This is a genomic window from Aquipseudomonas alcaligenes (assembly GCF_003205495.1).
GTDB lineage: Bacteria > Pseudomonadota > Gammaproteobacteria > Pseudomonadales > Pseudomonadaceae > Aquipseudomonas > Aquipseudomonas alcaligenes_B.
Map to the genome: position 1 here is coordinate 151,827 of NZ_QJRX01000007.1, position 19,658 is coordinate 171,484.

The 19,658-nt window shown below is 66.6% G+C and carries 23 protein-coding genes; 10 read left to right on the plus strand and 13 right to left on the minus strand.

From position 1 onward, the window contains the following. Positions 1-31: 31 nt before the first annotated feature. The 4 genes from DMO17_RS14320 to DMO17_RS14335 form a co-directional block, all read right to left on the minus strand. Positions 32-517 (minus strand): universal stress protein, encoded by a 486-nt coding sequence (locus DMO17_RS14320; protein WP_110683169.1) that lies wholly within the window; start codon positions 515-517, stop codon positions 32-34. Between the two features lie 62 nt (positions 518-579). Then, the gene (locus DMO17_RS14325) at positions 580-1,485 is read right to left on the minus strand and encodes a 5'-nucleotidase (RefSeq protein WP_110683170.1); all 906 of its coding nucleotides are present in this window, start codon (positions 1,483-1,485) and stop codon (positions 580-582) included. Next, positions 1,466-2,440 (minus strand): putative 2-dehydropantoate 2-reductase, encoded by a 975-nt coding sequence (locus DMO17_RS14330; RefSeq protein ID WP_110683171.1) that lies wholly within the window; start codon positions 2,438-2,440, stop codon positions 1,466-1,468. Before DMO17_RS14330 ends, DMO17_RS14325 begins: the two co-directional genes overlap by 20 nt. After that, positions 2,440-2,787 (minus strand): YbbN family protein, encoded by a 348-nt coding sequence (locus DMO17_RS14335; RefSeq protein WP_110683172.1) that lies wholly within the window; start codon positions 2,785-2,787, stop codon positions 2,440-2,442. The genes DMO17_RS14330 and DMO17_RS14335 overlap by 1 nt, the downstream gene beginning before the upstream one ends. A gap of 37 nt (positions 2,788-2,824) precedes the next feature. Between DMO17_RS14335 and DMO17_RS14340 the strand changes: the two genes are divergently transcribed. Both DMO17_RS14340 and DMO17_RS14345 read left to right on the plus strand, forming a co-directional pair. Continuing rightward, positions 2,825-3,244 (plus strand): PilZ domain-containing protein, encoded by a 420-nt coding sequence (locus DMO17_RS14340; protein ID WP_110683173.1) that lies wholly within the window; start codon positions 2,825-2,827, stop codon positions 3,242-3,244. Between the two features lie 121 nt (positions 3,245-3,365). Continuing rightward, positions 3,366-4,442, plus strand: coding sequence for a 3-deoxy-7-phosphoheptulonate synthase (locus tag DMO17_RS14345; RefSeq protein WP_110683174.1), 1,077 nt, complete (start codon positions 3,366-3,368; stop codon positions 4,440-4,442). Positions 4,443-4,499: 57 nt separating this feature from the next. On the opposite strand, the gene DMO17_RS14350 is transcribed toward DMO17_RS14345, so the two are convergent. Continuing rightward, the gene (locus tag DMO17_RS14350) at positions 4,500-4,781 is read right to left on the minus strand and encodes a GNAT family N-acetyltransferase (RefSeq protein WP_110683175.1); all 282 of its coding nucleotides are present in this window, start codon (positions 4,779-4,781) and stop codon (positions 4,500-4,502) included. A gap of 19 nt (positions 4,782-4,800) precedes the next feature. Continuing rightward, positions 4,801-6,066 carry a hypothetical protein gene (locus DMO17_RS14355; protein ID WP_110683176.1) on the minus strand — a complete coding sequence of 422 codons (1,266 nt, stop codon included), beginning with the start codon at positions 6,064-6,066 and terminating at the stop codon, positions 4,801-4,803. A gap of 319 nt (positions 6,067-6,385) precedes the next feature. Between DMO17_RS14355 and oprI the strand changes: the two genes are divergently transcribed. Next, a complete protein-coding gene (gene oprI / locus DMO17_RS14360) occupies positions 6,386-6,637 on the plus strand; it encodes an outer membrane lipoprotei OprI (protein ID WP_003239826.1) in 252 nt (83 codons plus the stop codon). 124 nt (positions 6,638-6,761) lie between these two features. Here oprI and DMO17_RS14365 read toward each other — a convergent pair whose 3' ends face one another. From DMO17_RS14365 to DMO17_RS14375, 3 genes are all read right to left on the minus strand, one after another. After that, positions 6,762-7,715: a L,D-transpeptidase family protein gene (locus tag DMO17_RS14365; RefSeq protein ID WP_110683177.1), complete on the minus strand. Its 954-nt coding sequence runs from the start codon at positions 7,713-7,715 to the stop codon at positions 6,762-6,764. A gap of 74 nt (positions 7,716-7,789) precedes the next feature. Then, positions 7,790-8,071, minus strand: a complete 282-nt coding sequence (locus DMO17_RS14370) for a hypothetical protein (RefSeq protein ID WP_110683178.1) — start codon at positions 8,069-8,071, stop codon at positions 7,790-7,792. A 56-nt stretch (positions 8,072-8,127) separates the two neighbouring features. Then, positions 8,128-8,733 carry an arylesterase gene (locus DMO17_RS14375; protein WP_181418790.1) on the minus strand — a complete coding sequence of 202 codons (606 nt, stop codon included), beginning with the start codon at positions 8,731-8,733 and terminating at the stop codon, positions 8,128-8,130. Between the two features lie 10 nt (positions 8,734-8,743). Here DMO17_RS14375 and DMO17_RS14380 point away from each other — a divergent pair, with 10 nt between their 5' ends. Genes DMO17_RS14380 through greB form a run of 3 tightly spaced genes read left to right on the plus strand, consistent with a single transcriptional unit; the run spans position 8,744 to position 12,475 of the window. After that, positions 8,744-9,427 carry an ABC transporter ATP-binding protein gene (locus tag DMO17_RS14380; RefSeq protein WP_110683180.1) on the plus strand — a complete coding sequence of 228 codons (684 nt, stop codon included), beginning with the start codon at positions 8,744-8,746 and terminating at the stop codon, positions 9,425-9,427. Positions 9,428-9,430: 3 nt separating this feature from the next. Beyond that, positions 9,431-11,923 (plus strand): ABC transporter permease, encoded by a 2,493-nt coding sequence (locus DMO17_RS14385; protein ID WP_110683181.1) that lies wholly within the window; start codon positions 9,431-9,433, stop codon positions 11,921-11,923. Between the two features lie 39 nt (positions 11,924-11,962). Then, positions 11,963-12,475, plus strand: coding sequence for a transcription elongation factor GreB (gene greB / locus DMO17_RS14390; protein ID WP_110683182.1), 513 nt, complete (start codon positions 11,963-11,965; stop codon positions 12,473-12,475). Here the strand turns inward: greB and DMO17_RS14395 are convergent. Continuing rightward, positions 12,462-12,773: a class I SAM-dependent methyltransferase gene (locus DMO17_RS14395; protein ID WP_110683183.1), complete on the minus strand. Its 312-nt coding sequence runs from the start codon at positions 12,771-12,773 to the stop codon at positions 12,462-12,464. The two genes, greB and DMO17_RS14395, sit on opposite strands and share 14 nt — an antisense overlap. A 166-nt stretch (positions 12,774-12,939) precedes the next feature. Here DMO17_RS14395 and thpR point away from each other — a divergent pair, with 166 nt between their 5' ends. The 3 genes from thpR to DMO17_RS14410 all read left to right on the plus strand — a co-directional run bounded on the left by thpR (position 12,940) and on the right by DMO17_RS14410 (position 15,763). Beyond that, complete coding sequence (gene thpR, locus DMO17_RS14400) at positions 12,940-13,464, plus strand: RNA 2',3'-cyclic phosphodiesterase (protein WP_181418791.1); 525 nt, start codon at positions 12,940-12,942, stop codon at positions 13,462-13,464. Positions 13,465-13,733: 269 nt separating this feature from the next. After that, complete coding sequence (locus DMO17_RS14405; protein ID WP_110683185.1) at positions 13,734-14,675, plus strand: triacylglycerol lipase; 942 nt, start codon at positions 13,734-13,736, stop codon at positions 14,673-14,675. A gap of 53 nt (positions 14,676-14,728) precedes the next feature. After that, on the plus strand, positions 14,729-15,763 hold the full coding sequence (locus tag DMO17_RS14410; protein ID WP_110683186.1) for a lipase secretion chaperone: 1,035 nt from the start codon (positions 14,729-14,731) through the stop codon (positions 15,761-15,763). Positions 15,764-15,809: 46 nt separating this feature from the next. Here DMO17_RS14410 and DMO17_RS14415 read toward each other — a convergent pair whose 3' ends face one another. Both DMO17_RS14415 and DMO17_RS14420 read right to left on the minus strand, forming a co-directional pair. Next, entirely contained in the window at positions 15,810-16,244 is a 435-nt protein-coding gene (locus DMO17_RS14415; protein WP_110683187.1) for a DoxX family protein, read from the minus strand. 107 nt (positions 16,245-16,351) lie between these two features. Continuing rightward, entirely contained in the window at positions 16,352-17,767 is a 1,416-nt protein-coding gene (locus DMO17_RS14420; protein ID WP_110683188.1) for an MltF family protein, read from the minus strand. Positions 17,768-17,996: 229 nt separating this feature from the next. Between DMO17_RS14420 and DMO17_RS14425 the strand changes: the two genes are divergently transcribed. Beyond that, positions 17,997-18,800 (plus strand): TatD family hydrolase, encoded by an 804-nt coding sequence (locus tag DMO17_RS14425; protein ID WP_110683189.1) that lies wholly within the window; start codon positions 17,997-17,999, stop codon positions 18,798-18,800. Here the strand turns inward: DMO17_RS14425 and DMO17_RS14430 are convergent. Next, positions 18,797-19,594, minus strand: a complete 798-nt coding sequence (locus DMO17_RS14430; RefSeq protein WP_110683190.1) for an acyl-CoA thioesterase — start codon at positions 19,592-19,594, stop codon at positions 18,797-18,799. The genes DMO17_RS14425 and DMO17_RS14430 overlap by 4 nt on opposite strands. Positions 19,595-19,658 lie beyond the last annotated feature (64 nt).

The following is a 19,658-nucleotide window of genomic DNA, read 5'->3' on the forward strand; positions in this document are numbered from 1 at the left end:
CCGTTCGTCTAGCCATTGGCGATAAGCCCCATCAGCGGTGCTGCAACATGGGCACCAGATAGACCGGCGTCTCGGACAGCTGCAGCAGGCGCGCTGCCGTGCGCCCCAGCGGAATATCGTGGTGAGCGCCATGGCTGTGGCTGCCCACGACCAGCAGATCGACCCCGAGCTTGCGCGCCTCGTCGAGAATCACCTGGGGCGGGTCGCCCTGCGCCACGCGCACGCTGCGGATGATCTGCATGTCCTGCTGCGCCTCGCCCATCTCGTCGCGAAAGCCCTCCAGCACGCGCTGCTCGATGCTGCCCATCACGGTGGTCAGCCCCTTGCTGCGCAGCTCCTGCAGGGTCTTCTCGTCCAGATAGGTCTGCAGCACCGACTCGGCGAACAGCCCCAGCGGTTCCACCGCATGCACCACATGGAGTTCAGCCCGGAAGGCCCGGGCCAGCGCCAGGGCATGCTGCAGCACATAGGGGGCATAGAGTCCCAGGTCGGTGGCGTAGAGAATCGAACGCAGCATGCGGCCTCCCTGACTTCCTGCTAGCGGCCCTGTTCTGAGCTTAGCAGCGCTGGGCAAGTCGCCTAGGGCTGCAGTTCGTTGCTCACCCCATGCGGCACATGGCCGGTCGCGACCACGTCGCGGGCGCGCTCGCAGTGACCGGTCTGGTCGTCGAAGAACACATCGGCGGCGAAGGCCTCGAGGAAGGCCGACTTGTCCAGACCGCCGAGGAACAGCGACTCGTCCAGGCGGATATCCCATTCGCGCAGGGTGCGGATCACCCGCTCATGGGCCGGCGCCGAACGGGCGGTGACCAGCGCCGTGCGGATCGGGCAGGTTTCCTCGGGGAACTCGCGCTGCAGTCGATTCAGGGCGGACAGGAACGGCTTGAACGGACCGCCGCCAAGCAGCTCGCGGGCCGAATCCTTTTCGTGCCGCTGGAAGGCCTCCAGCCCGCCCTGCTGGTAGACCCGCTCGGACTCGTCGGAGAACAGCACGGCATCGCCATCGAAGGCGATGCGCAGCTCGGTACTGGCGGCACGCCGCGGCCCGCCGGAGAGGATGGTGGCGGCAGCGAAGCCGGCCTCCAGGGCACTGCGCACATCCTCGGCATGGGTGGAGAGGAACAGGTGGCTGCCGAAGGCGGCCAGGTAGGGATAGGGGCTACGCCCGCCGACAAAGGCCGCGCGGGAGATGCCGAGGCCATGATGGGCGATCGAGTTGAACACCCGCAGGCCGGTGTCGGCGCTGTTGCGCGACACCAGGATCACCTCGACCCGGGCCTGGCCGAGGTTGCCATTGAGGCTCAGCAGCTTCTCCACCAGGGGAAAGGCATCGCCCGGGGTGAGAATCTCGTCCTCGTGATCGATCTGGTACTGCCGGTAGGCCTCGACACCCTCGTTCTCGTAGATGCGGTGGCTCTCGCGCAGGTCGAACAACGCCCGCGAGGAGATCGCCAGCACCAGCTTGTCACCCAGTCCCTTGCCCATAGTCGCCTCGGTTGGCCTCGAGAAAGCGCAGCGCCTGATGCAACAGGCGCATTTTCGGCAGTTCGCAGCCTGCCGCCGCTGCGGCCGCCAGAGGTGCGGCGTAGATGGCCTGCAGCTCCAGCGGACGCTTGTGTCGGAAATCATGGTACATGCTGGGCAGATAGTCCGGCATGCGCTCGGTCGCCGCCAGCAGCTGCTGCGCATAGCCATCAGGCAACACGTAGCCGCAGGCGGCAGCACCCCGCACCACCTCCTGCATCAGTGCAAGGATCAGCGCCCGGCTGTCGTCACTGGCCATCAACCGTGTGGTGCCGGCATTCAACAGCACGGACAGGCCGTTGTAGGGCACGTTCCACACCAGCTTTTGCCAGCGGGCCTGCTGCAGATCGGCCATGGCCGTGGATTCGACGCCGGCTGAGCGGAACAGCCGGGCGCCCTCCTCGACCAGCTCCTGGCGCTCTTGCGCCGAAGCCGCAGGACCGGAGTGGTAGCCCAGGTTCACCGCGCCCAGGGCCTGGTGCTCGACCACTCCCGGCGCCGCGCGGTGGACGCAGATGAAGCAGAGCCCGCCGAGCAGGTGCAACGAATCCGGCAGCAGCGGACGCAGTGCTTCCTCCACCGCCAGGCCGTTCTGCAACAGCACCACCTTGGCCCCGGAGGCAGCGGCCTGGGCGATGAGCGGAGCCATTTCGGCATTGCTGGTGGTCTTGGCCCCTACCAGTAGCCAGTCGCAGGGCGGCATCTCGGCGGCACTGCGCCAGGCCTGCACCGGGTGCAGGTGCAAACGGCCATGCACGGCGCTATCGATTTGCAACCCTTGCTCCCGCACTGCCGGGTATTCGCTGCGCAGCAGGAAATGCACGTCATGCCCTGCCTTGGCCAGCATCAGGCCGTAGAAACCGCCGATGGCACCGGTGCCGATGATGCCAATGCGCGGGCGTTGCTGATCTGGCATCAGGGAAGCTCCTCGGGATCACGGCGCAGGGCCTGCAGCAGTGCGGCGGCCAGCTCGGGCAGGCGCAGCGGGGTGTGCAGTGCGCCAAGAAACTGACCATCGCGGATCAGAAACAGGCTGGGCAGGTGGAAGACGCCGTAGCGCTCGACCAGGCCGCCATTATGGCCGGCATCGACCCAGCACAGGCGCTCGACGGCCAGTGGCATCGCGGGCAACTCGCGGCGCGCCCAGCGGCAACTGGCACAGCCCATGCTAGTGAATATGAGCAAGGAGCGACCCGCCAGGTCCAGCAACCGGTGGTCGGCATCCAGGTCGGTCAGTTCCAGACTGGGGACTATACTGTTCATGACTGATGTCAAAGGGATGGCATCCGGAGTAGTCGAAATGCGTCGTTTTCTGCGTCACCCGAGCGACATGCCGGTGGAGCTGGTCCAGCGCAAGCACGCCTTTCTGCCGAAACAGAGGCTGAACAATATCAGCCTGGGTGGGGTCGCGTGCAATTCCAGCAAGGGTTTCCGCAAGGGCACCGCCGTCGAGCTGCGCATCCCCCTGCTCGGCGAGCAGGCCCGTTATCCGGGCGTGGTGGCCTGGTGTCGCAGGCAGCTGGACAATTACCTGGTCGGCATCGCCTTCATCGACGAGGACACCCTGTTTCGCGCCCGCATGGTCGAGCAGGTCTGCCAGATCGAGCACTATCGCCACCAGCGCGAGGAGGAGCTGGGCAGGCCGCTGGAGGTGGAAACCATCGCCCGCGAATGGATCACCCTGCACGCCGCCGAGTTCCCCAGCACGCAAATCCACTAGCACCGGCGAGTTTCGCCCATTGTCTAGGCGGCCTGGAACGCGTTAAGGTTCCTGTCCCCCGCTGCGCCCCATGATTCCGCCTGAAGAGGCGCTCGGCTCCCGTGACCTGACGAGTACCACGATGGCTGATTTACCGATTGACGATCTCAACGTTTCATCCAATGAAACCCTGATCACCCCGGCGCAGCTCAAGCGCGAAATCCCCCTCACCGAAGCCGCCCAGCGCACCGTCGCCCATGGCCGCCAGGTGATCCGCGACATTCTCGACGGCAAGGATCACCGCCTGTTCGTGGTGGTCGGCCCCTGCTCCATCCACGACATCAAGGCCGCCCACGAATACGCCGAGCGCCTCAAGGTGCTGGCTGCCGAGGTGTCCGACAGCCTGTTCCTGGTGATGCGCGTGTACTTCGAGAAGCCGCGCACCACCGTGGGCTGGAAAGGCCTGATCAACGACCCCTACCTGGATGACTCGTTCAAGATCCAGGACGGTCTGCACATCGGTCGCCAGCTGCTGCGCGACCTGGCCGAGATGGGCCTGCCGACTGCCACCGAGGCGCTCGACCCGATCTCCCCGCAGTACCTGCAGGACCTGATCAGCTGGTCGGCCATCGGCGCGCGCACCACCGAATCCCAGACCCACCGCGAGATGGCCTCGGGTCTGTCCTCCGCCGTGGGCTTCAAGAACGGCACCGACGGCGGCCTGACCGTGGCGATCAACGCCCTGCAGTCGGTATCCAGCCCGCACCGTTTCCTCGGCATCAACCAGGAAGGCGGCGTCTCCATCGTCACCACCAAGGGTAATGCCTACGGCCATGTGGTGCTGCGCGGCGGCAACGGCAAGCCGAACTACGACTCGGTGAGCGTGGCCATCTGCGAACAGGAACTGAGCAAGGCCAAGATCCGCCCGAACATCATGGTCGACTGCAGTCACGCCAACTCCAACAAGGACCCGGCCCTGCAGCCGCTGGTCATGGAGAACGTCGCCAATCAGATCCTCGAGGGCAACAACTCTATCGTCGGCCTGATGGTGGAGAGCCACCTGGGCTGGGGCAACCAGGCGATTCCGAAGGACCTCGGCGATCTCAAGTACGGCGTCTCCATCACCGATGCCTGCATCGACTGGGACACCACCGAGAAGACCCTGCGCAGCATGCATGCCAAGCTCAAGGACGTGCTGCCCAAGCGCCAGCGCGGCTGATCCGCAGCAGAGACGAAAACGCCGGGCAATGCCCGGCGTTTTTCTGTGCGCCTGCGCTCAGTGCTTGAGCTGCTGGCGCTGGCGGCGCTCCAGATAGCGCTCCACATAGGAGCAGGACGGAATGACCGTATAGCCCATGGCCTCGGCATACTCCAGCGCCTGCTGGGTCAGTGCCGCCGCGATACCACGCCCGCGCAGAGCGTTGGGCACGAAGGTCCGATAGATGTCGAGCGTCTGCTTGCCCAGATCCATGTAGGCCAGATAGGCGCGGTGGCCGTCGATGACAGCCTCGAACTGATGACCCGCCTGGTCATGGTGGATGGACAACCCCTCGCTCATTTCATCTCCTCGTCAGGTTCTAGAGCAGAACCCTTACCTTATCGATCTTTTTCAGACGAAGAAACATCTCGGCAGATCCCGAACCGAATTGCACGCTCAGGAAGGCCCTGCCGTTCTCCACCTTGTGCAGCACCCCCTGATAGTAGGTGCCGTCATGCGTAATGAACTGTAGCCGCTTGCCTGCGTGACTGGGTAGGCTCGCCACACTGACGAACTCGTATCGCGGCCCCACATCTTCCTGCTCTTGCTCTTGCGCACGCACCAGCTCGTCCGGCTCAGGTGCAGCGACTGCCTGGGGATCGACCCAGGAAAACGCCAGAGGTTCCACCGCCTGCTGATTGATCAGCAGCACCGGACGCAGCATCGCGATCACGTCCTTGGGCTCGAAAAACTGCAAACCGTTCCAGGCAACGCCCTCGGTCGGCAGCAGCTCCATGCGTAACGCCTGGGGATCGCGGTAGTAATCCTTGAGCGACTCCAGCAACGCCGGATCCAGGGCGATACGCTGTGCACGCAGCGCTCCATCCAGATGATCGACGGAAGTCTGCAGGTACTCCTCCGCCGACTGCCCAAGCTTGCCGGCGCAGTAATCGTTGACCTTGCGCTGATACTGGTTGTCATTGATCTCCAGGGTGATCGACGCAATCCGTGGTGGATTCACCCGCAGGTCGCCCGGCTTCTCCGACATGTTGGCCAGGGCGAAGCTGACGCGATAGTCGCCCATGTCGCGGGTGTCGGCATTCAGGGTGAAGGTCAGCTTCTGCGCGCCGGGCTGGAACAGGTAGGAGAACTGGCCATCGGTTTCCAGGGTGCGATAGCCCATTTCCAGCAACTCATCGACACCGATCTGCCTGGAGCTGCCACAAGCGACACTGCTGATGGCCGTCTGCAGGTCCGGCTGCTGCGGAGCCTGGTGGATCATTTCCATGAACGGGCCATGCACATCCAGTTCGAGCCCGCGGATGTTGACGGCCATCTGTTCGGGGAACTTGCCCTGTTCCAGGCGCTCCTTGAAGGACAGCAGATCCCTGAGCCCCTTGAACTGCAGTTCGGCATGGGCAATGCGGAACTGGTCGCGAAACATGGGGATGTCCACCCGGATACCCTCGATGCCGACCCGGCCATCGAAGGATGAGGTGATGCCCTCGTAGCTCATCCGCATCATCGGCGCCATTTGCTCGATCGCCTCGTTCATGATGGAACGCACCGAGAGCCACAATGAGACCTTGATCAACACGGCCACGGCCAAAACGGCCAACAGACCCCACTTGATGAGTTTCGACATCCGTACTTCCTTGAACTGTCCGGGAATTGCATCCTGCCGGATACGACAACACTGATCTTAACAACTGCCCGGACGCCAGACCATGCATCCGATATGCACTGCCGTTCCAGATGAAGTGTCGCGCCAGAGGCTCTTTGAAAGAGCGAACTGTATGTTTTTTAAACAAAAAAGAGTCGAACTTGAACAGACCGAAAAAATTTTTGCTTCGCTTGCCTCAGGTCGGTTTACTTACTAAAAGTAATGGGTAGTATGTAGCCCGGCTAATTTCCCACGCTCGGGAAATTGCTTTTCATGGAAAGTCCACCTTAAGGGGAACACGATGAACAACGTTCTGAAATTCTCTGCTCTGGCCCTGGCCGCCGTTCTGGCTACCGGTTGCAGCAGCATGTCCAAAGAAACCGAAGCCCGTCTGACCGCTACCGAAGACGCCGCTGCCCGCGCTCAGGCTCGTGCTGACGAAGCCTACCGCAAGGCTGACGAAGCTCTGGCTGCTGCTCAGAAGGCTCAGCAGACCGCTGACGAAGCCAACGAGCGCGCTCTGCGCATGCTGGAAAAAGCCAGCCGCAAGTAATACTTGCCGAGGCTTTGAAGAAGCCGACCCGGTTCGCCGGGTCGGCTTTTTTAATGCCCGCGATTATTGCGCACAACAAAAAGCCCGCGAGGCTCTCGCCTGGCGGGCTTCTGCAATGAGCCGGTCAGATTTCCAGCGGCACGCTGTCCTGGCTGGCCACGGCCTCCTGGGGCTGGGCGATCTCGATCGGCATGCCGTCCTCGGAAGCCACCACCTCACGGACCATTTCCCAGTCCAGACGCATGCTGGTGCCGAGCTGCTCGTTCTTAAGCAGAGCGTTGATCACCGCAGCATGCTTGTCCACCACGGACGGCTCCTCGCTGTCGCTCAGGGGCGCATGCGCCTCCAGATAGACCTTGCCACCACTCACGCCGAACTTGTAGGGCTCATTGATGATGCGCACCTTGGTGCCCACCGGCGCCATCTTGGCCAGCTCCAGCACGTTGTGGTTGAGCATGCGGAAGCAGCCGTGACTGACACGCATACCGATGCCGAACTTCTTGTTCGAACCATGGATGAGGTAGCCCGGCGTGCCCAGGTTGAACTTGAACGGGCCCAGCGGATTGTCCGGCCCCGGCGGCACGTAGGCCGGCAGCGGATCGCCGTCGGCGGCATGCTCGGCCCGGATCGAAGCCGGCGGAGTCCAGCCCGGGTTGGGCGTCTTGCCGGTGATGGTGGTGGTGGCGATGGGCGAGCCCCAGCCTTCGCGGCCGATACCCAGCGGGAAGGTGTGCACCACGTTCTGCCCTTTCGGGAAGTAGTACATGCGGTATTCGGCCAGGTTGATGACGATACCTTCGCGCGGCCCCGGCGGCAGGATGTAGCGGGTCGGCAGGATGATTTCGGCACCCTCGCCCGGCAGCCAGGGATCGACGCCCGGGTTGGCGGCGACCATCTCCAGATATCCCAGATCGTTGGCGGTTCCCAGGTCGGCGAACGTATCCTCGTACTTGGCCTTGATCACCTGGATCTGACCGACGATGTCTTCGCCGGGGGGCGGCAGAGGGAGTTCGAGGGCGGCGACGGGGCCGGCCACGATCAGGCTGGCGAGGCTCAGGGAACGGGCGAGCGGCAACATCCTTAAATCCTTGGCAAGAATGGCTGATGGAAAGACTCGGGATTGTACACCGACACCCCGCGAGCCGGGAGGGTTCAGGCGTCGGGCCACAGGAGCCGTTCGCCGCGCTTGTGCGCCTCGAGGGCGCCCTTGCAGGACGGACACAGGCGCTTGTCACGCAGGCCGTCACGATCCACGTCGCGCATCACCGGCAGTGCCGGCAGCAATCCGCCGCACAGGGTGCGATCGGCGAAACCGCCCAGTTCCAGCTGGCGCGCCACCAGATGTACCCGCGCCTCGCGGCAGGCGAACAGGTCGAGCTGCTCGTCGGGCACGATCAGTTGGTAGGCGTATAGGGACCAGGCAGGACGCGGCATTCAGGGCTCCGGGGCGGGGCCGCCACGATAGCCGAAAGCCGGCACTCGGGGAAGGCTCAGAGCAACGGCTGCAGGGTCGGCCAGACGTTGTCCAGCATCAGCGGCTGGGCCGCGGCCGTGGGGTGAATGCCGTCGGCCTGCATCATCCCGGCCACCCCGCCGACCCCCTCGAGAAAGAAGGGCACCAGCGCCACCTCCTTATCCATCGCCAGATCGGCATAGACCTGGGCAAAGGCCTGGGTGTAACGCTGGCCATAGTTGGGTGGCAGGCGCATGCCCAGCAGCAACACCCCGGCACCGGCCTCGCGGGAGGCATCCACCATGCGCGCAAGATTCTGTTGCAATTGCGCGGGCGACTGACCACGCAGGCCATCGTTGCCGCCCAGCTCGATGATCACCAGCTGCGGTCGATGCTGCGCAAGCAGCGCCGGCAGCCGTGCGGCGCCGCCTGCGCTGGTGTCGCCGCTGATCGAGGCGTTCACCACCCGGTGCTCGAAACCGCCCTCCTGCAGGCGCTGTTGCAACAGGGCGACCCAGCCCTGGCGGGTATCCAGGCCGAAAGCGGCGCTGATACTATCCCCGACCACCAGTACGGTGCCGGCCAGTGCGCCTTGTGCCCACAGCAGCAGGGTCAGCGCACCGCTCATCCACAATGCACGCATCGGACTCTCCATGAGCGCAAGCATTCTATCTGCGCGGCACCTTAGCAAAGTGGTTCCCAGCACGGAAGGCGAGCTGGCCATCCTCCACGACCTGTCCTTCGACCTGGAGCGCGGCGACAGCCTGGCCATCGTCGGCAGCTCGGGTTCGGGCAAGTCGACCCTGCTCGGCCTGCTGGCCGGCCTCGACCTGCCCAGCGCCGGCGCGGTCGAGCTGGCCGGCCACCCCTTGCAGACCCTCGACGAAGACAGCCGCGCGCGGGTGCGTGCCGAGCATGTCGGCTTCGTGTTCCAGTCCTTCCAGTTGCTGGACAACCTCAACGCGCTGGAGAACGTCATGTTGCCGCTGGAGCTGGAAGGCCGCGGCGATGCCCGCCAGCGCGCCGCCTCGCTGCTGGAGCGGGTCGGCCTGGGCCAGCGCTTCGGCCACTATCCTCGGCAACTATCCGGCGGCGAGCAGCAGCGCGTGGCCATCGCGCGCGCCTTCGCCGCCGAGCCGGCGATCCTGTTCGCCGACGAGCCAACCGGCAACCTCGACAGCCACACCGGCGAGCGCATCAGCGACCTGTTGTTCGAGCTCAACCAGGAGCGCGGCACCACGCTGGTGCTGGTCACCCATGACGAGCGTCTGGCCCATCGCTGCCGGCGCCTGATCCGCCTGGAAGCCGGGCGCCTGGTCGACAGCGTGGAGCCCTGATCGATGTTCGCCCGCCTGTTCGTCCTGGCCTGGCGCCAACTGCTGCGCGACGCCCGCGCCGGCGAGTTGCGCGTGCTGTTTTTCGCCCTGCTGGTGGCGGTGGCCGCCAGCACCGCCATCGGCTACTTCGGCGCCCGCCTCAATGGCGCCATGCTGCTGCGAGCCACCGAATTCCTCGGCGCCGACCTGGTCCTCAATGGCAGCGCACCGGCGACGCCGGAGCAGGTGGAGAGCGGGCGACGCCTGGGCCTGGAGCTCGCCCGGGTGGTCGAATTCTCCAGCGTGATCGCCGGCGACCAGGGCATCCAGCTGGCCAGCGTCAAGGCCGCCGGCGATGGCTACCCGCTGCGCGGCGAGCTGAAGAGCGCGGCGCAACCCTATGCGGCGGAGGAAAGCGGCCCCGGCCCGCGCCCGGGCGAGGCCTGGGCCGAAGCGCGGCTGTTCGCTGCACTGAACCTCGAAGTCGGTGACCGTATCGAGGTCGGCAACCTGAGCCTGCGGCTGACCCGCGTGCTGACCCACGAGCCGGATCGCGCCGGCGACTTCTACAGCCTCACCCCGCGCGTGCTGATGCACCTGGACGACCTGGATGCCACCGGCGTGGTGCAACCGGGCAGCCGGGTGCGCTACCGCGAGCTGTGGCGCGGCGATGGCGAGGTGCTGGCCCGCTACCGGCAGACGATGGAACAGACGCTGGCCGCCCACCAGCGCCTGGAGGATGCCCGCGACGGCAACCGGCAGATCGGTGGCGCCCTGGGCCGCGCCGAGCGCTACCTGAACCTGGCCAGCCTGGCCGCCGTACTGCTCGCCGGCGTCGCCGTGGCCCTCTCCGCCGCACGCTTCGCGGCGCGCCGCTTCGATGCCAGCGCCCTGCTGCGCTGCCTGGGCCTGTCGCGGCGCGAGGCCCTCGGGCTATTCGCCCTGCAACTGGCCATGCTCGGCCTGCTCGCCAGCCTGCTCGGCGCCCTGCTCGGCTGGATCGGCCAACTGGTGCTGTTCAAGTTGCTGCAGGGCCTGCTGCCACCGGGCGTGCCGCCGGGCGGGCTGCTGCCGGCGCTGGCGGGGATCGCCACCGGCCTGGTGGCCCTGTCCGGCTTCGCCCTGCCGCCGCTGGCCGCCCTCGGCCGCGTGCCGCCGCTGCGGGTGCTGCGCCGCGACCTGCTGCCAGTGCCACCCAGCTCCTGGCTGGTGTATGGCGGCGCCCTGCTGGCGCTGGGCCTGATCATGTGGCGCCTGAGCCTGGACCTGAAGCTGACCCTCGGCCTGCTCGGCGGCGGCCTGCTCGCCACCCTGCTGCTGGGCGGCGCCCTGCTGCTCGGCCTCAACGCCCTGCGCCGCCTGCTGGCCCGTGCCGCTCTGCCCTGGCGCCTCGGCCTCGGCCAACTGCTGCGCCATCCGCTGGCGGCCGCCGGCCAGTCGCTGGCCTTCGGCCTGATCCTGCTGGCCATGGCGCTGATCGCCCTGCTGCGTGGCGAACTGCTCGACACCTGGCAGGAGCAGCTCCCCGAGCAGGCGCCCAACCATTTCGCCCTCAACGTGCTGCCGGCCGAGAAGGATGCCTTCGCCGCCCGCCTCGCCGAGCTGTCGCCACAACCGGCGCCGCTCTACCCGATAGTCGCCGGGCGCCTGACGCTGATCAACGGCGAGCCGGTAAAGTCCATCGTCAGCAAGGACAGCCAGGGCGAGCGTGCCATCCAGCGCGACCTCAGCCTGACCTGGGCCGCCGAGCTGCCAGAGGGCAACCAGTTGCTGGCCGGCCAGTGGTGGCAGGCCGGCACGCCCGGGGATCTGCCCGGCGTTTCGGTGGAGTCCAAGCTGGCCGAGAGCCTCGGCCTGCAACTCGGCGACCGCCTGACCTTCAGCGTGGGCGGCCTCGAGCGCGAGGCCAGGGTCGCTAGCCTGCGCGAGGTGGACTGGGACAGCTTCCAGCCGAACTTCTACATGATCTTCGAACCCCAGACCCTCCAGGACCTGCCCGCCACCTACCTGACCAGCTTCTACCTGCCACCGCACAGCGAGCGGCAGCTGGTGGAGCTGTCGCGCCAGTTCCCGGCCGTCACCCTGCTGCAGGTCGAGGCGCTGCTGGAGCAGCTGCGCAGCATCATGGCCCAGGTCAGCCTGGCGGTGGAATACGTGCTGCTGTTCGTTCTCGCCGCCGGCCTGGCGGTGCTGTTCGCCGGGCTGCAGGCGACCCTCGACGAACGCCTGCGCCAGGGTGCCCTGCTGCGCGCCCTGGGCGCCGAGCGCCGCCTGTTGCTGCGCGCCCGTCGTGCCGAGTTCGGCCTGCTCGGCGCCGGCAGCGGGCTGCTGGCGGCGCTCGGCTGCGAGCTGGTCAGCTTCCTGCTGTATCGCTATGCGCTGGAGCTGCAATGGCAGCCGCATCCCTGGCTGCTGCTGTTGCCGCTGATCGGCGCCCTGCTGGTCGGCAGCGCCGGCGTCTGGGGCACGCGCAGGGCGCTGAACGCCTCGCCGCTGACGGTGCTGCGCGAAGTCTGAGCTTGTAGAATCGCCCGACCTCAATACTTCGCGAGCACCATGAGCCGTTATCGACCGCCCCGCACCGCCGGCACCCCGCTGATCACCCCCGAAGGCGAGGCGCGCCTGCGCGCCGAACTGCACGAGCTGTGGCACGTGCGCCGGCCCCAGGTGACCCAGGCGGTCAGCGAGGCCGCCGCCCTTGGCGACCGTTCGGAAAATGCCGAGTACATCTACGGCAAGAAGATGCTGCGCGAGATCGACAGCCGCGTGCGCTTCCTCACCAAGCGCCTGGAAAACCTCAAGGTGGTCGACGCCCGTCCGGCCGACCCGGGCAAGGTCTACTTCGGCGCCTGGGTGACCCTGGAGGACGAGGATGGCGGCGAGTCGCGCTACCGCATCGTCGGTCCCGACGAACTGGATCTCAAGCAGGGGCTGATCAGCATCGACTCGCCGCTGGCCCGTGCCCTGGTGGGCAAGACGCTGGATGCCGAAGTGCGCGTGCACACGCCCGGTGGCGAGCAGGCGTTCTACATCACCGCCATCGACTACCCGGATTTCAGCGCAGGCTGATCAGCCCCTGGCGAGCCACCCGCACCAGTTCTCCGATCAGCGCGCCGCTCACCGGGCGCGCCTCGGCGCCGACCACCACCAGATCGAAGGCATCGGCAGGCAGGCGCGCCAGGTCCTGCGCCTCGGCGCCGGAGAAGCGGATCAGGAAGTTGCGGGCGCCCGGCCAGTGCTTGGGCCAGCCTTCCAGGCTCTTGAGCAGACGCGCCTGATGACTGCCGACCAGCAACACATGCGGGTGGCGATTGACCGCCGTACGCGGCAGGGGGGAAAAATGCAGATGGGTGCGTGGGCAACTCATGGGTGCAGTCTCGGCCTCATAGTCCCGCCGGACTGCGGTGGGAGGCGACACCGGCCAGCGCTTTAGCGGTATTCGCCCAACCGGGCGGCGCCCCGCAAGTTGCTCTTAAATCGGCGCCATGAGGTGCGATCCTAGGAATGGCGCCCAGTGCTGTCAAGGTGAAGCCATGCCGGATACGAGCCTCAGACTGTTCTTCGCCCTACCCTGTCCGGCGCACATTGCCAGGCGCCTGGACACCTGGCGCCTGGCCCAGGGCTTTTCCGGGGTGCCCACCGCACGGGGCAACCTGCACCTGACCCTGGCCTTTCTCGGCCAGCTGCCAGCCAGCATGCTGCCCCTGCTGGAGCAGCTGCCGCCACGCCTGCCACTGCCCCAGCTGGGCTTCGACCTGAGCCTGGATCGCCTGCAGTGCTGGCCCGGCGGCCTGCTCCATCTGGCGCCGAGCCAGCCACCCGCGACCCTGCTCGAACTGGTGCGCGGCCTGAACGAGCAGCTGGCCCTGGCCGGGCTGCCCACGGAGTCGCGCCCCTATCGCCCGCACCTGACCCTGGCACGCCGCAGCCGCATGCCCTGCGCCGCGATACCCGCCACCTTTTCCTGGCGGGTCGAGGAATTACGCCTGTACCGCTCGCTCGACGGTCGCTACCAGGCGCTGTGCCGCTGGCCACTGGGAAGCGCGCAGGAGCAGTGAGCGCAGTGGACTGGCAGGCGGCAACCCAGGTCCTACAGGGGCGTCGAGAAACGCTCCTGTTTCCCTCGGTAACATCCCCTAGGTGATAGCAGAGCCCTTGCCGCCGCTGGCTTTCGTCACAAACGCCCGTTTAGAGCCTTTGTTCTAATCCACCTCGTTCCTGGCACAGATCCTGCCCCACCGAGCCTGCTGAAGTACCGGCCCGGGAAGCGCCGGATGGCTGGATGCAAGGATGGATCAATGCCCAACCCTTCGCTCGAGAGCAAAACATGAATAACAAGAAAACCCTGCTCGCCCTCTGCATCGGCAGCAGCCTGCTGCTGTCCGGCACAGCCGAAGCCGGCCTGTTCGGCTCCACCGGCTACACCAAGACCAAGTACCCGATCGTCCTGACCCACGGCATGCTCGGCTTCGACAGCATCCTCGGCGTCGACTACTGGTACGGCATCCCGTCCTCGCTGCGCTCCGACGGCGCCAGCGTCTACATCACCGAAGTCAGCCAGCTCAACACCTCCGAGCTGCGCGGCGAGGAACTGCTGGAGCAGGTGGAAGAGATCGCCGCCATCAGCGGCAAGGGCAAGGTCAACCTGGTCGGCCACAGCCATGGCGGCCCGACCATCCGCTACGTGGCCGCCGTACGCCCGGACCTGGTGGCCTCGGTGACCAGCGTCGGCGCCCCGCACAAGGGCTCGGACACCGCCGACTTCATCCGCCAGATTCCCCCGGGCTCGGCCGGTGAGGCGATAGTCGCCGGCATCGTCAACGGCCTGGGTGCGCTGATCAACTTCCTCTCCGGCAGCTCCAGCACCAGCCCGCAGAACGCCCTGGGCGCCCTCGAATCGCTCAACAGCCAGGGCGCCGCCGCGTTCAACGCCAAGTATCCGCAGGGCATCCCGACCAGCGCCTGCGGCGAAGGTGCCTACAAGGTCAATGGCGTCAGCTACTACTCCTGGAGCGGCACCAGCCCGCTGACCAATGTGCTCGACGTCAGCGACCTGCTGATGGGCGCCAGCTCGCTGACCTTCGACGAGCCCAACGACGGCCTGGTCGGGCGCTGCAGCTCGCACCTGGGCAAGGTAATCCGCGACAACTACCGGATGAACCACCTCGACGAGGTCAACCAGACCTTCGGCCTGACCAGCCTGTTCGAGACCGATCCGGTCACCGTGTACCGCCAGCAGGCCAACCGCCTCAAACTGGCCGGCCTCTGAGCCATGGATCGGGGCCCACAGGGCCCCGATGTTTTCCCCCGCCGAGTCTCGCCGTGAACAAAGCCTTGCTTCTGGCCGTTCCCCTGCTGATCGGGGCCGGCATCGCCGTCACCCTCGCCCTCAACCCACTGACTCCAGCACCCAGCCCAGCGGCGCTATCGACTGCGCCTGGCGCACCGCTGCCGTCGCCAGCGCTGCAGCAAACCCTCGACGACGCACCTGCAGCACCGCCCCTGGCTGCCGAAATCGCACCCCTGCCACCCTCCTTCGCCGGAACCCAGGTGGATGGCCAGTTCCGCCTCGATGCGGCCGGCAACCTGCTGATCGAGCGGGATATCCGGCGCATCTTCGACTACTTCCTCAGCGCCTATGGCGAGGACAGCCTCACAGCCACCATCGAGCGCCTACAGGCCTATGTCCGCAGCCAGCTCGACGAGCCGGCCGAAAGCCAGGCCCTGGCGCTGCTGGAGCAGTACCTGGAATACAAGCGCCAACTGGTGCAACTGGAGAAGGACCTGCCGCAGATGGCCAGCCTGGATGCCCTGCGCCAGCGCGAGCAGGCGGTGCAGAGCCTGCGTGCCAGCCTGTTCAGCGCCGAAACGCACCAGGCCTTCTTCGCCGAGGAAGAGGCCTACAACGGCTTCACCCTGCAGCGCCTGGCGATCCGTCACGACCAGACGCTGGACGACCGGCAGAAGGCCGAGGCGCTCGACCGCCTGCGTGCCGGCCTGCCGGAGGAGCTACAGGCAGTGCTGGCCCCGCAGCTGCAAGCCGAGCTGCGCCAGCAGACCGCAGCCCTGCAGGCCCAGGGCGCCAGCGCCGCGCAAATCCAGCAGCTGCGCCTGCAACTGGTCGGCGCCGAGGCCACCGCGCGCCTGGAAGCGCTGGACCAGCAGCGCCAGCAATGGCGCCAGCGCCTCGCCGACTACCGTCGGGAAAAGGCCAGGGTGCTGGCCAACGACGGTTTGAGCGAAAGTGACAAACAGGCAGCAATTGCCGAACTGGCCGCGCAGCGCTTCGACGACAGCGAGCGCCTGCGCCTGGAAGCAGCTGAACAGCTGGCGCAGAGCCGGGAGGAGACACCCTGAATGCAAAAAGGCCCGCTTTCGCGGGCCTTGTCTCCGTGCAACCGTCTCAGCCGGCGATGCGGCGATCCAGCGACAGCTTGCCGGCGCCCTCGACCATCAGCGCCGCGCTGATCACGGCGAGGATCATGGCGTACTCGTAGCCGTTGTTGGCCATGAAGAAGCCATTGGCCCAGTGCACGGCGAATACCGCCACCAGCATGGATACCAGCAGGGACAGTGCCGCCGGGCGGACCAGCAGGCCGACCACCAGGGCCAGGCCGCCGAAGAACTCGGCGCTACCGGCAAGCAGAGCCATCAGGTAGCCGGGGGTGATGCCGATGCTCTCCATCCACTGGCCCACACCTTCCAGGCCGTAGCCGCCGAACCAGCCGAACAGCTTCTGCGCTCCATGGGCGGCGAAGGTCAGGCCGGTGACGACACGCAGCAGGGTGATGCCATAGCCGGCGTTGGTGGACATCAGGGTCTTGATCAGGTTGTTCATGTGCCAGTTCCTTGTGAGGGGGTGTGTGCTGTTGGTGAGGCACATACTATTCGAATTAAGCGATATTGAAAGCGCAATTTTGCGCATATTAAAATCAATTAATTCGATCAGTCTTTGACACTGAGCTTCTGCTTGCGGGGCTCCAGCAGAAAGCGCTCGCGGTCATAAGCAAGGTAGTACTTATTCACGCTGTTGACATAGCTGACCACGCCCATGCCGATCTGCTCCAGCGCAACACGCTCCACCTGGAAGAACCACTGGTTGGCATTCAGCCCACGTCGCCGCGCCTCGGCGCGCAGTCCCTGGACCCGCTGCGGCCCCATGTTGTAAGCGGCCAGGACGAAGGCCATGCGCTCGCTCTCGGCGATCTGCCGGCTGGAGAAGAACTCGCGGCGAATCCACGCCATGTAGCGGGTCGCGGCCAGCACGTTGTTGTCCAGCGCGTGGATATTGCCGACGCCGACGCTGCGCGCCGCTGCGGGGGTGATCTGCATCAGCCCGGTAGCGCCGGAGGCGCCGCGCGCGGCCGGGTTGAGGGTGGACTCCTTGTAGGCCACCGCCGCCAGCTGCAGCCAGTCCAGGTTCTGCTGCGCACCGTGCTTCTGCAACACCGCGCGCACTCGCTCCAGACGCTGCCGGTCGGCCTGGGCCAACGGATTGCGCACCTTGTAGGAGCGCCGATAGACACGCTGCAGGGTGGAGTCCTGATCGCCCGGCGTGCGGTAACCCTCGAGGAAACGGTCGATGCTGGCGCGCAGCATGGGAGACTCGCGGCGCACGAACCAGCTCATGTCGCCCCCGGCGCCCACCACCAGGTGGCGCTCGATGCGCAGGCGCGGCATCACCTTGCGCCAGCGCTCGGCAATCGGCAACTCCACCGCCGTCCAGGGGTAGATGCCGGCCTGCACCATCTCCAGCACGTCCTCGACGGCCAGGCTGGGATCGGCCCATTCCACCACCACCGGCGGCTTGCCCTGTTGCGCCAGCTGCTGGTTGACCTCGCGCAGGGCATCGGCGACGGCGCTGCCCATCGGCAGGGTCAGGCTGCGCCCGGACATGTCCGCGAGCCTCTTGTAGTGGCGGTTGCGCAGGTTGCCGACCACCACCAGCGGTACGTCGCGGCGGATCGCCGTGCTGGCGCTGATACCGAGGCCCGGATGGGCATCGAGCAGTTCACCGGGCGCCACCAGGTCGCCCTCGCCCTTCTGCAGGGCGGCCACCAGCTGGTCCTTGGCCTTGGGGATGAGTTTCAGGCGCAGCTCACGACCATCGCGCGCGGTACGGTTGAGGTACTGCTCGAAGGCGCGCAGGCGCTGGTATTCGATGCCGATGGCCTGGCCCTTGATCTCGCCGGAGCTGTTGCGGCTCTGGTTGACCAGCACGCGCAGCTCGCCGCTCTTGCGGATCTGCGCCAGGTCGCGCTGGCTCGTGGCCTGCGGCAGGTTGCCGCCGAGGCCGCTCAGGCGCGCATGGGCCGGCAGGACTGCCAGGCAGCAGAGCAGCAGGAGCAGCGCTCGCGTCATCGGACCTCCGGGTGGTGCCGGGTCAAGGAACGACCCGGCCGACTGAGAGCATCCCGGCGACGGATGGTTCCATCGCGAGGGGCGCGGAGGTTGTCACAGCGACCGTCAATCTGCCAGCCCGAGCTGGTAATAAACATTAACAAGCATACATAACCACCTGTAATTACTTGGTTTATTACATAAAGCAAGGCTCTGCTATGCTGCCCCGCTCGGCTTGCGAGGTAGCACCATGCAACTCATCGACATCGGCGTCAACCTGACCCATCCCAGCCTGGCCCGAGAACGCCAGGCGGTGCTCGAACGCGCCCGGGCGGCCGGCGTGTGCCAGCTGGTGCTGACCGGCACCAGCCTGGAAGAGAGCGAGCAGGCCCTGGATTTCTGCCGCGAACTGGACGCCAGCGGCCGCCAGCTGTTCAGTACCGCCGGCGTGCACCCGCATGACGCCAGCCAGTGGAACGCCGACAGCGCGCGCCAGCTGCGCGCCCTGCTGGCCGAGGCACCGGTGCGCGCCGTGGGCGAATGCGGGCTGGACTTCAACCGCGACTTCTCGCCGCGCCCGCAGCAGGAAAAGGCCCTGGAGGAACAGCTGGAGCTGGCCGTGGAGCTGCAGCTGCCGGTGTTCCTCCACGAACGCGAGGCCGGCGAACGCCTCACCGCCATCCTGCGGCAGTTCCGCGATCGGCTGCCGGCCGCCGTGGTGCACTGTTTCACCGGCGACAAGGCGACCCTCTATGGCTACCTCGACCTCGACCTGCATATCGGCATCACCGGCTGGATCTGCGACGAGCGCCGCGGCACCCACCTGCATCCGCTGATGCGCGACATTCCGGCCGGGCGCCTGATGCTGGAGAGCGACGCGCCCTACCTGCTCCCGCGCAGCCTGAGGCCCAAGCCGAAGAGCGGCCACAACGAGCCGGCCTTCCTCACCGAGGTGCTGCGCGAAGTGGCGCTGCACCGCGGCGAGAGCCAGGCCGCGCTGGCGGCGCACAGCAGCGCCGCGGCACGGGCCTTCTTCGGCCTCCCCGAGCTCTAGTCGAAGACGGTGGTGGTCTGCCGGCTCAGCGCCAGCAGCTGGCCATCGGCGGTCCACAGCCGCGCGGCGATGTGCCCATAGCCGTCGAGCGCATGCTCGATCTCGGCCTGGTACAGGCACCAGTCATGGGTGGTCAGGCTGGGGATCGGGTGGACGAACTCGATGGTCCAGGTCAGCGAGCTGCCCGGCGCCGGCTTGCTCAGGTGCGCCAGCACGGCCGGCGGCCAGGCGTCGACCAGGGCCAGCAGGTGGGCCTCGTTCACCCTGTCATAGCTGACGTCGCTGCGCAGGCGTACCCAGCCGCCCATGTGGCGCGCCGGGGTGTTGCTGAACGGCATGCCGCCCTGCCCCCAGCGCATGGCCAGGAAACGGGTGAACTCCGGCGTCACACCGGCCACGTAAGGTAGCTCGGGGCACTCCTCCACCGCCTTCATGGCCGGCGCCGGCTCGGCCTCGACGCGCACTGCGGACTGCCGCGAGGCGCCGAAGCTGCCCTGGGCCAGGGCCACCACCGCGCCATTCTGCACGGCGCGACCGAGCACCTGGCTGACCGACTTGCCCTCGCGCAGCACTTCCACCTCGAACGCCACCGGCTCGCCCATCAGCAGCGGCCCGACGAAGGTGATGGACAGCGAGCGCACCGGCCGCCCGGCCGGCACCCTGAGACGCATGGCCTCGTAGACCATGGCCGCCACCAGGCCGCCGAAAGTGGCGCGGCCCTGGCCCCACAGGCCCGGAACGACGACATGCTGCGGGTGGGTGTGTACTGCGTGGATCAGTTCAGCGAAAGTCATGCGCAATCTCCTGTCATGCACGCTGAAGCTTAGAGAAAAGCGCGCCACTGCGGGAGTGACTGGC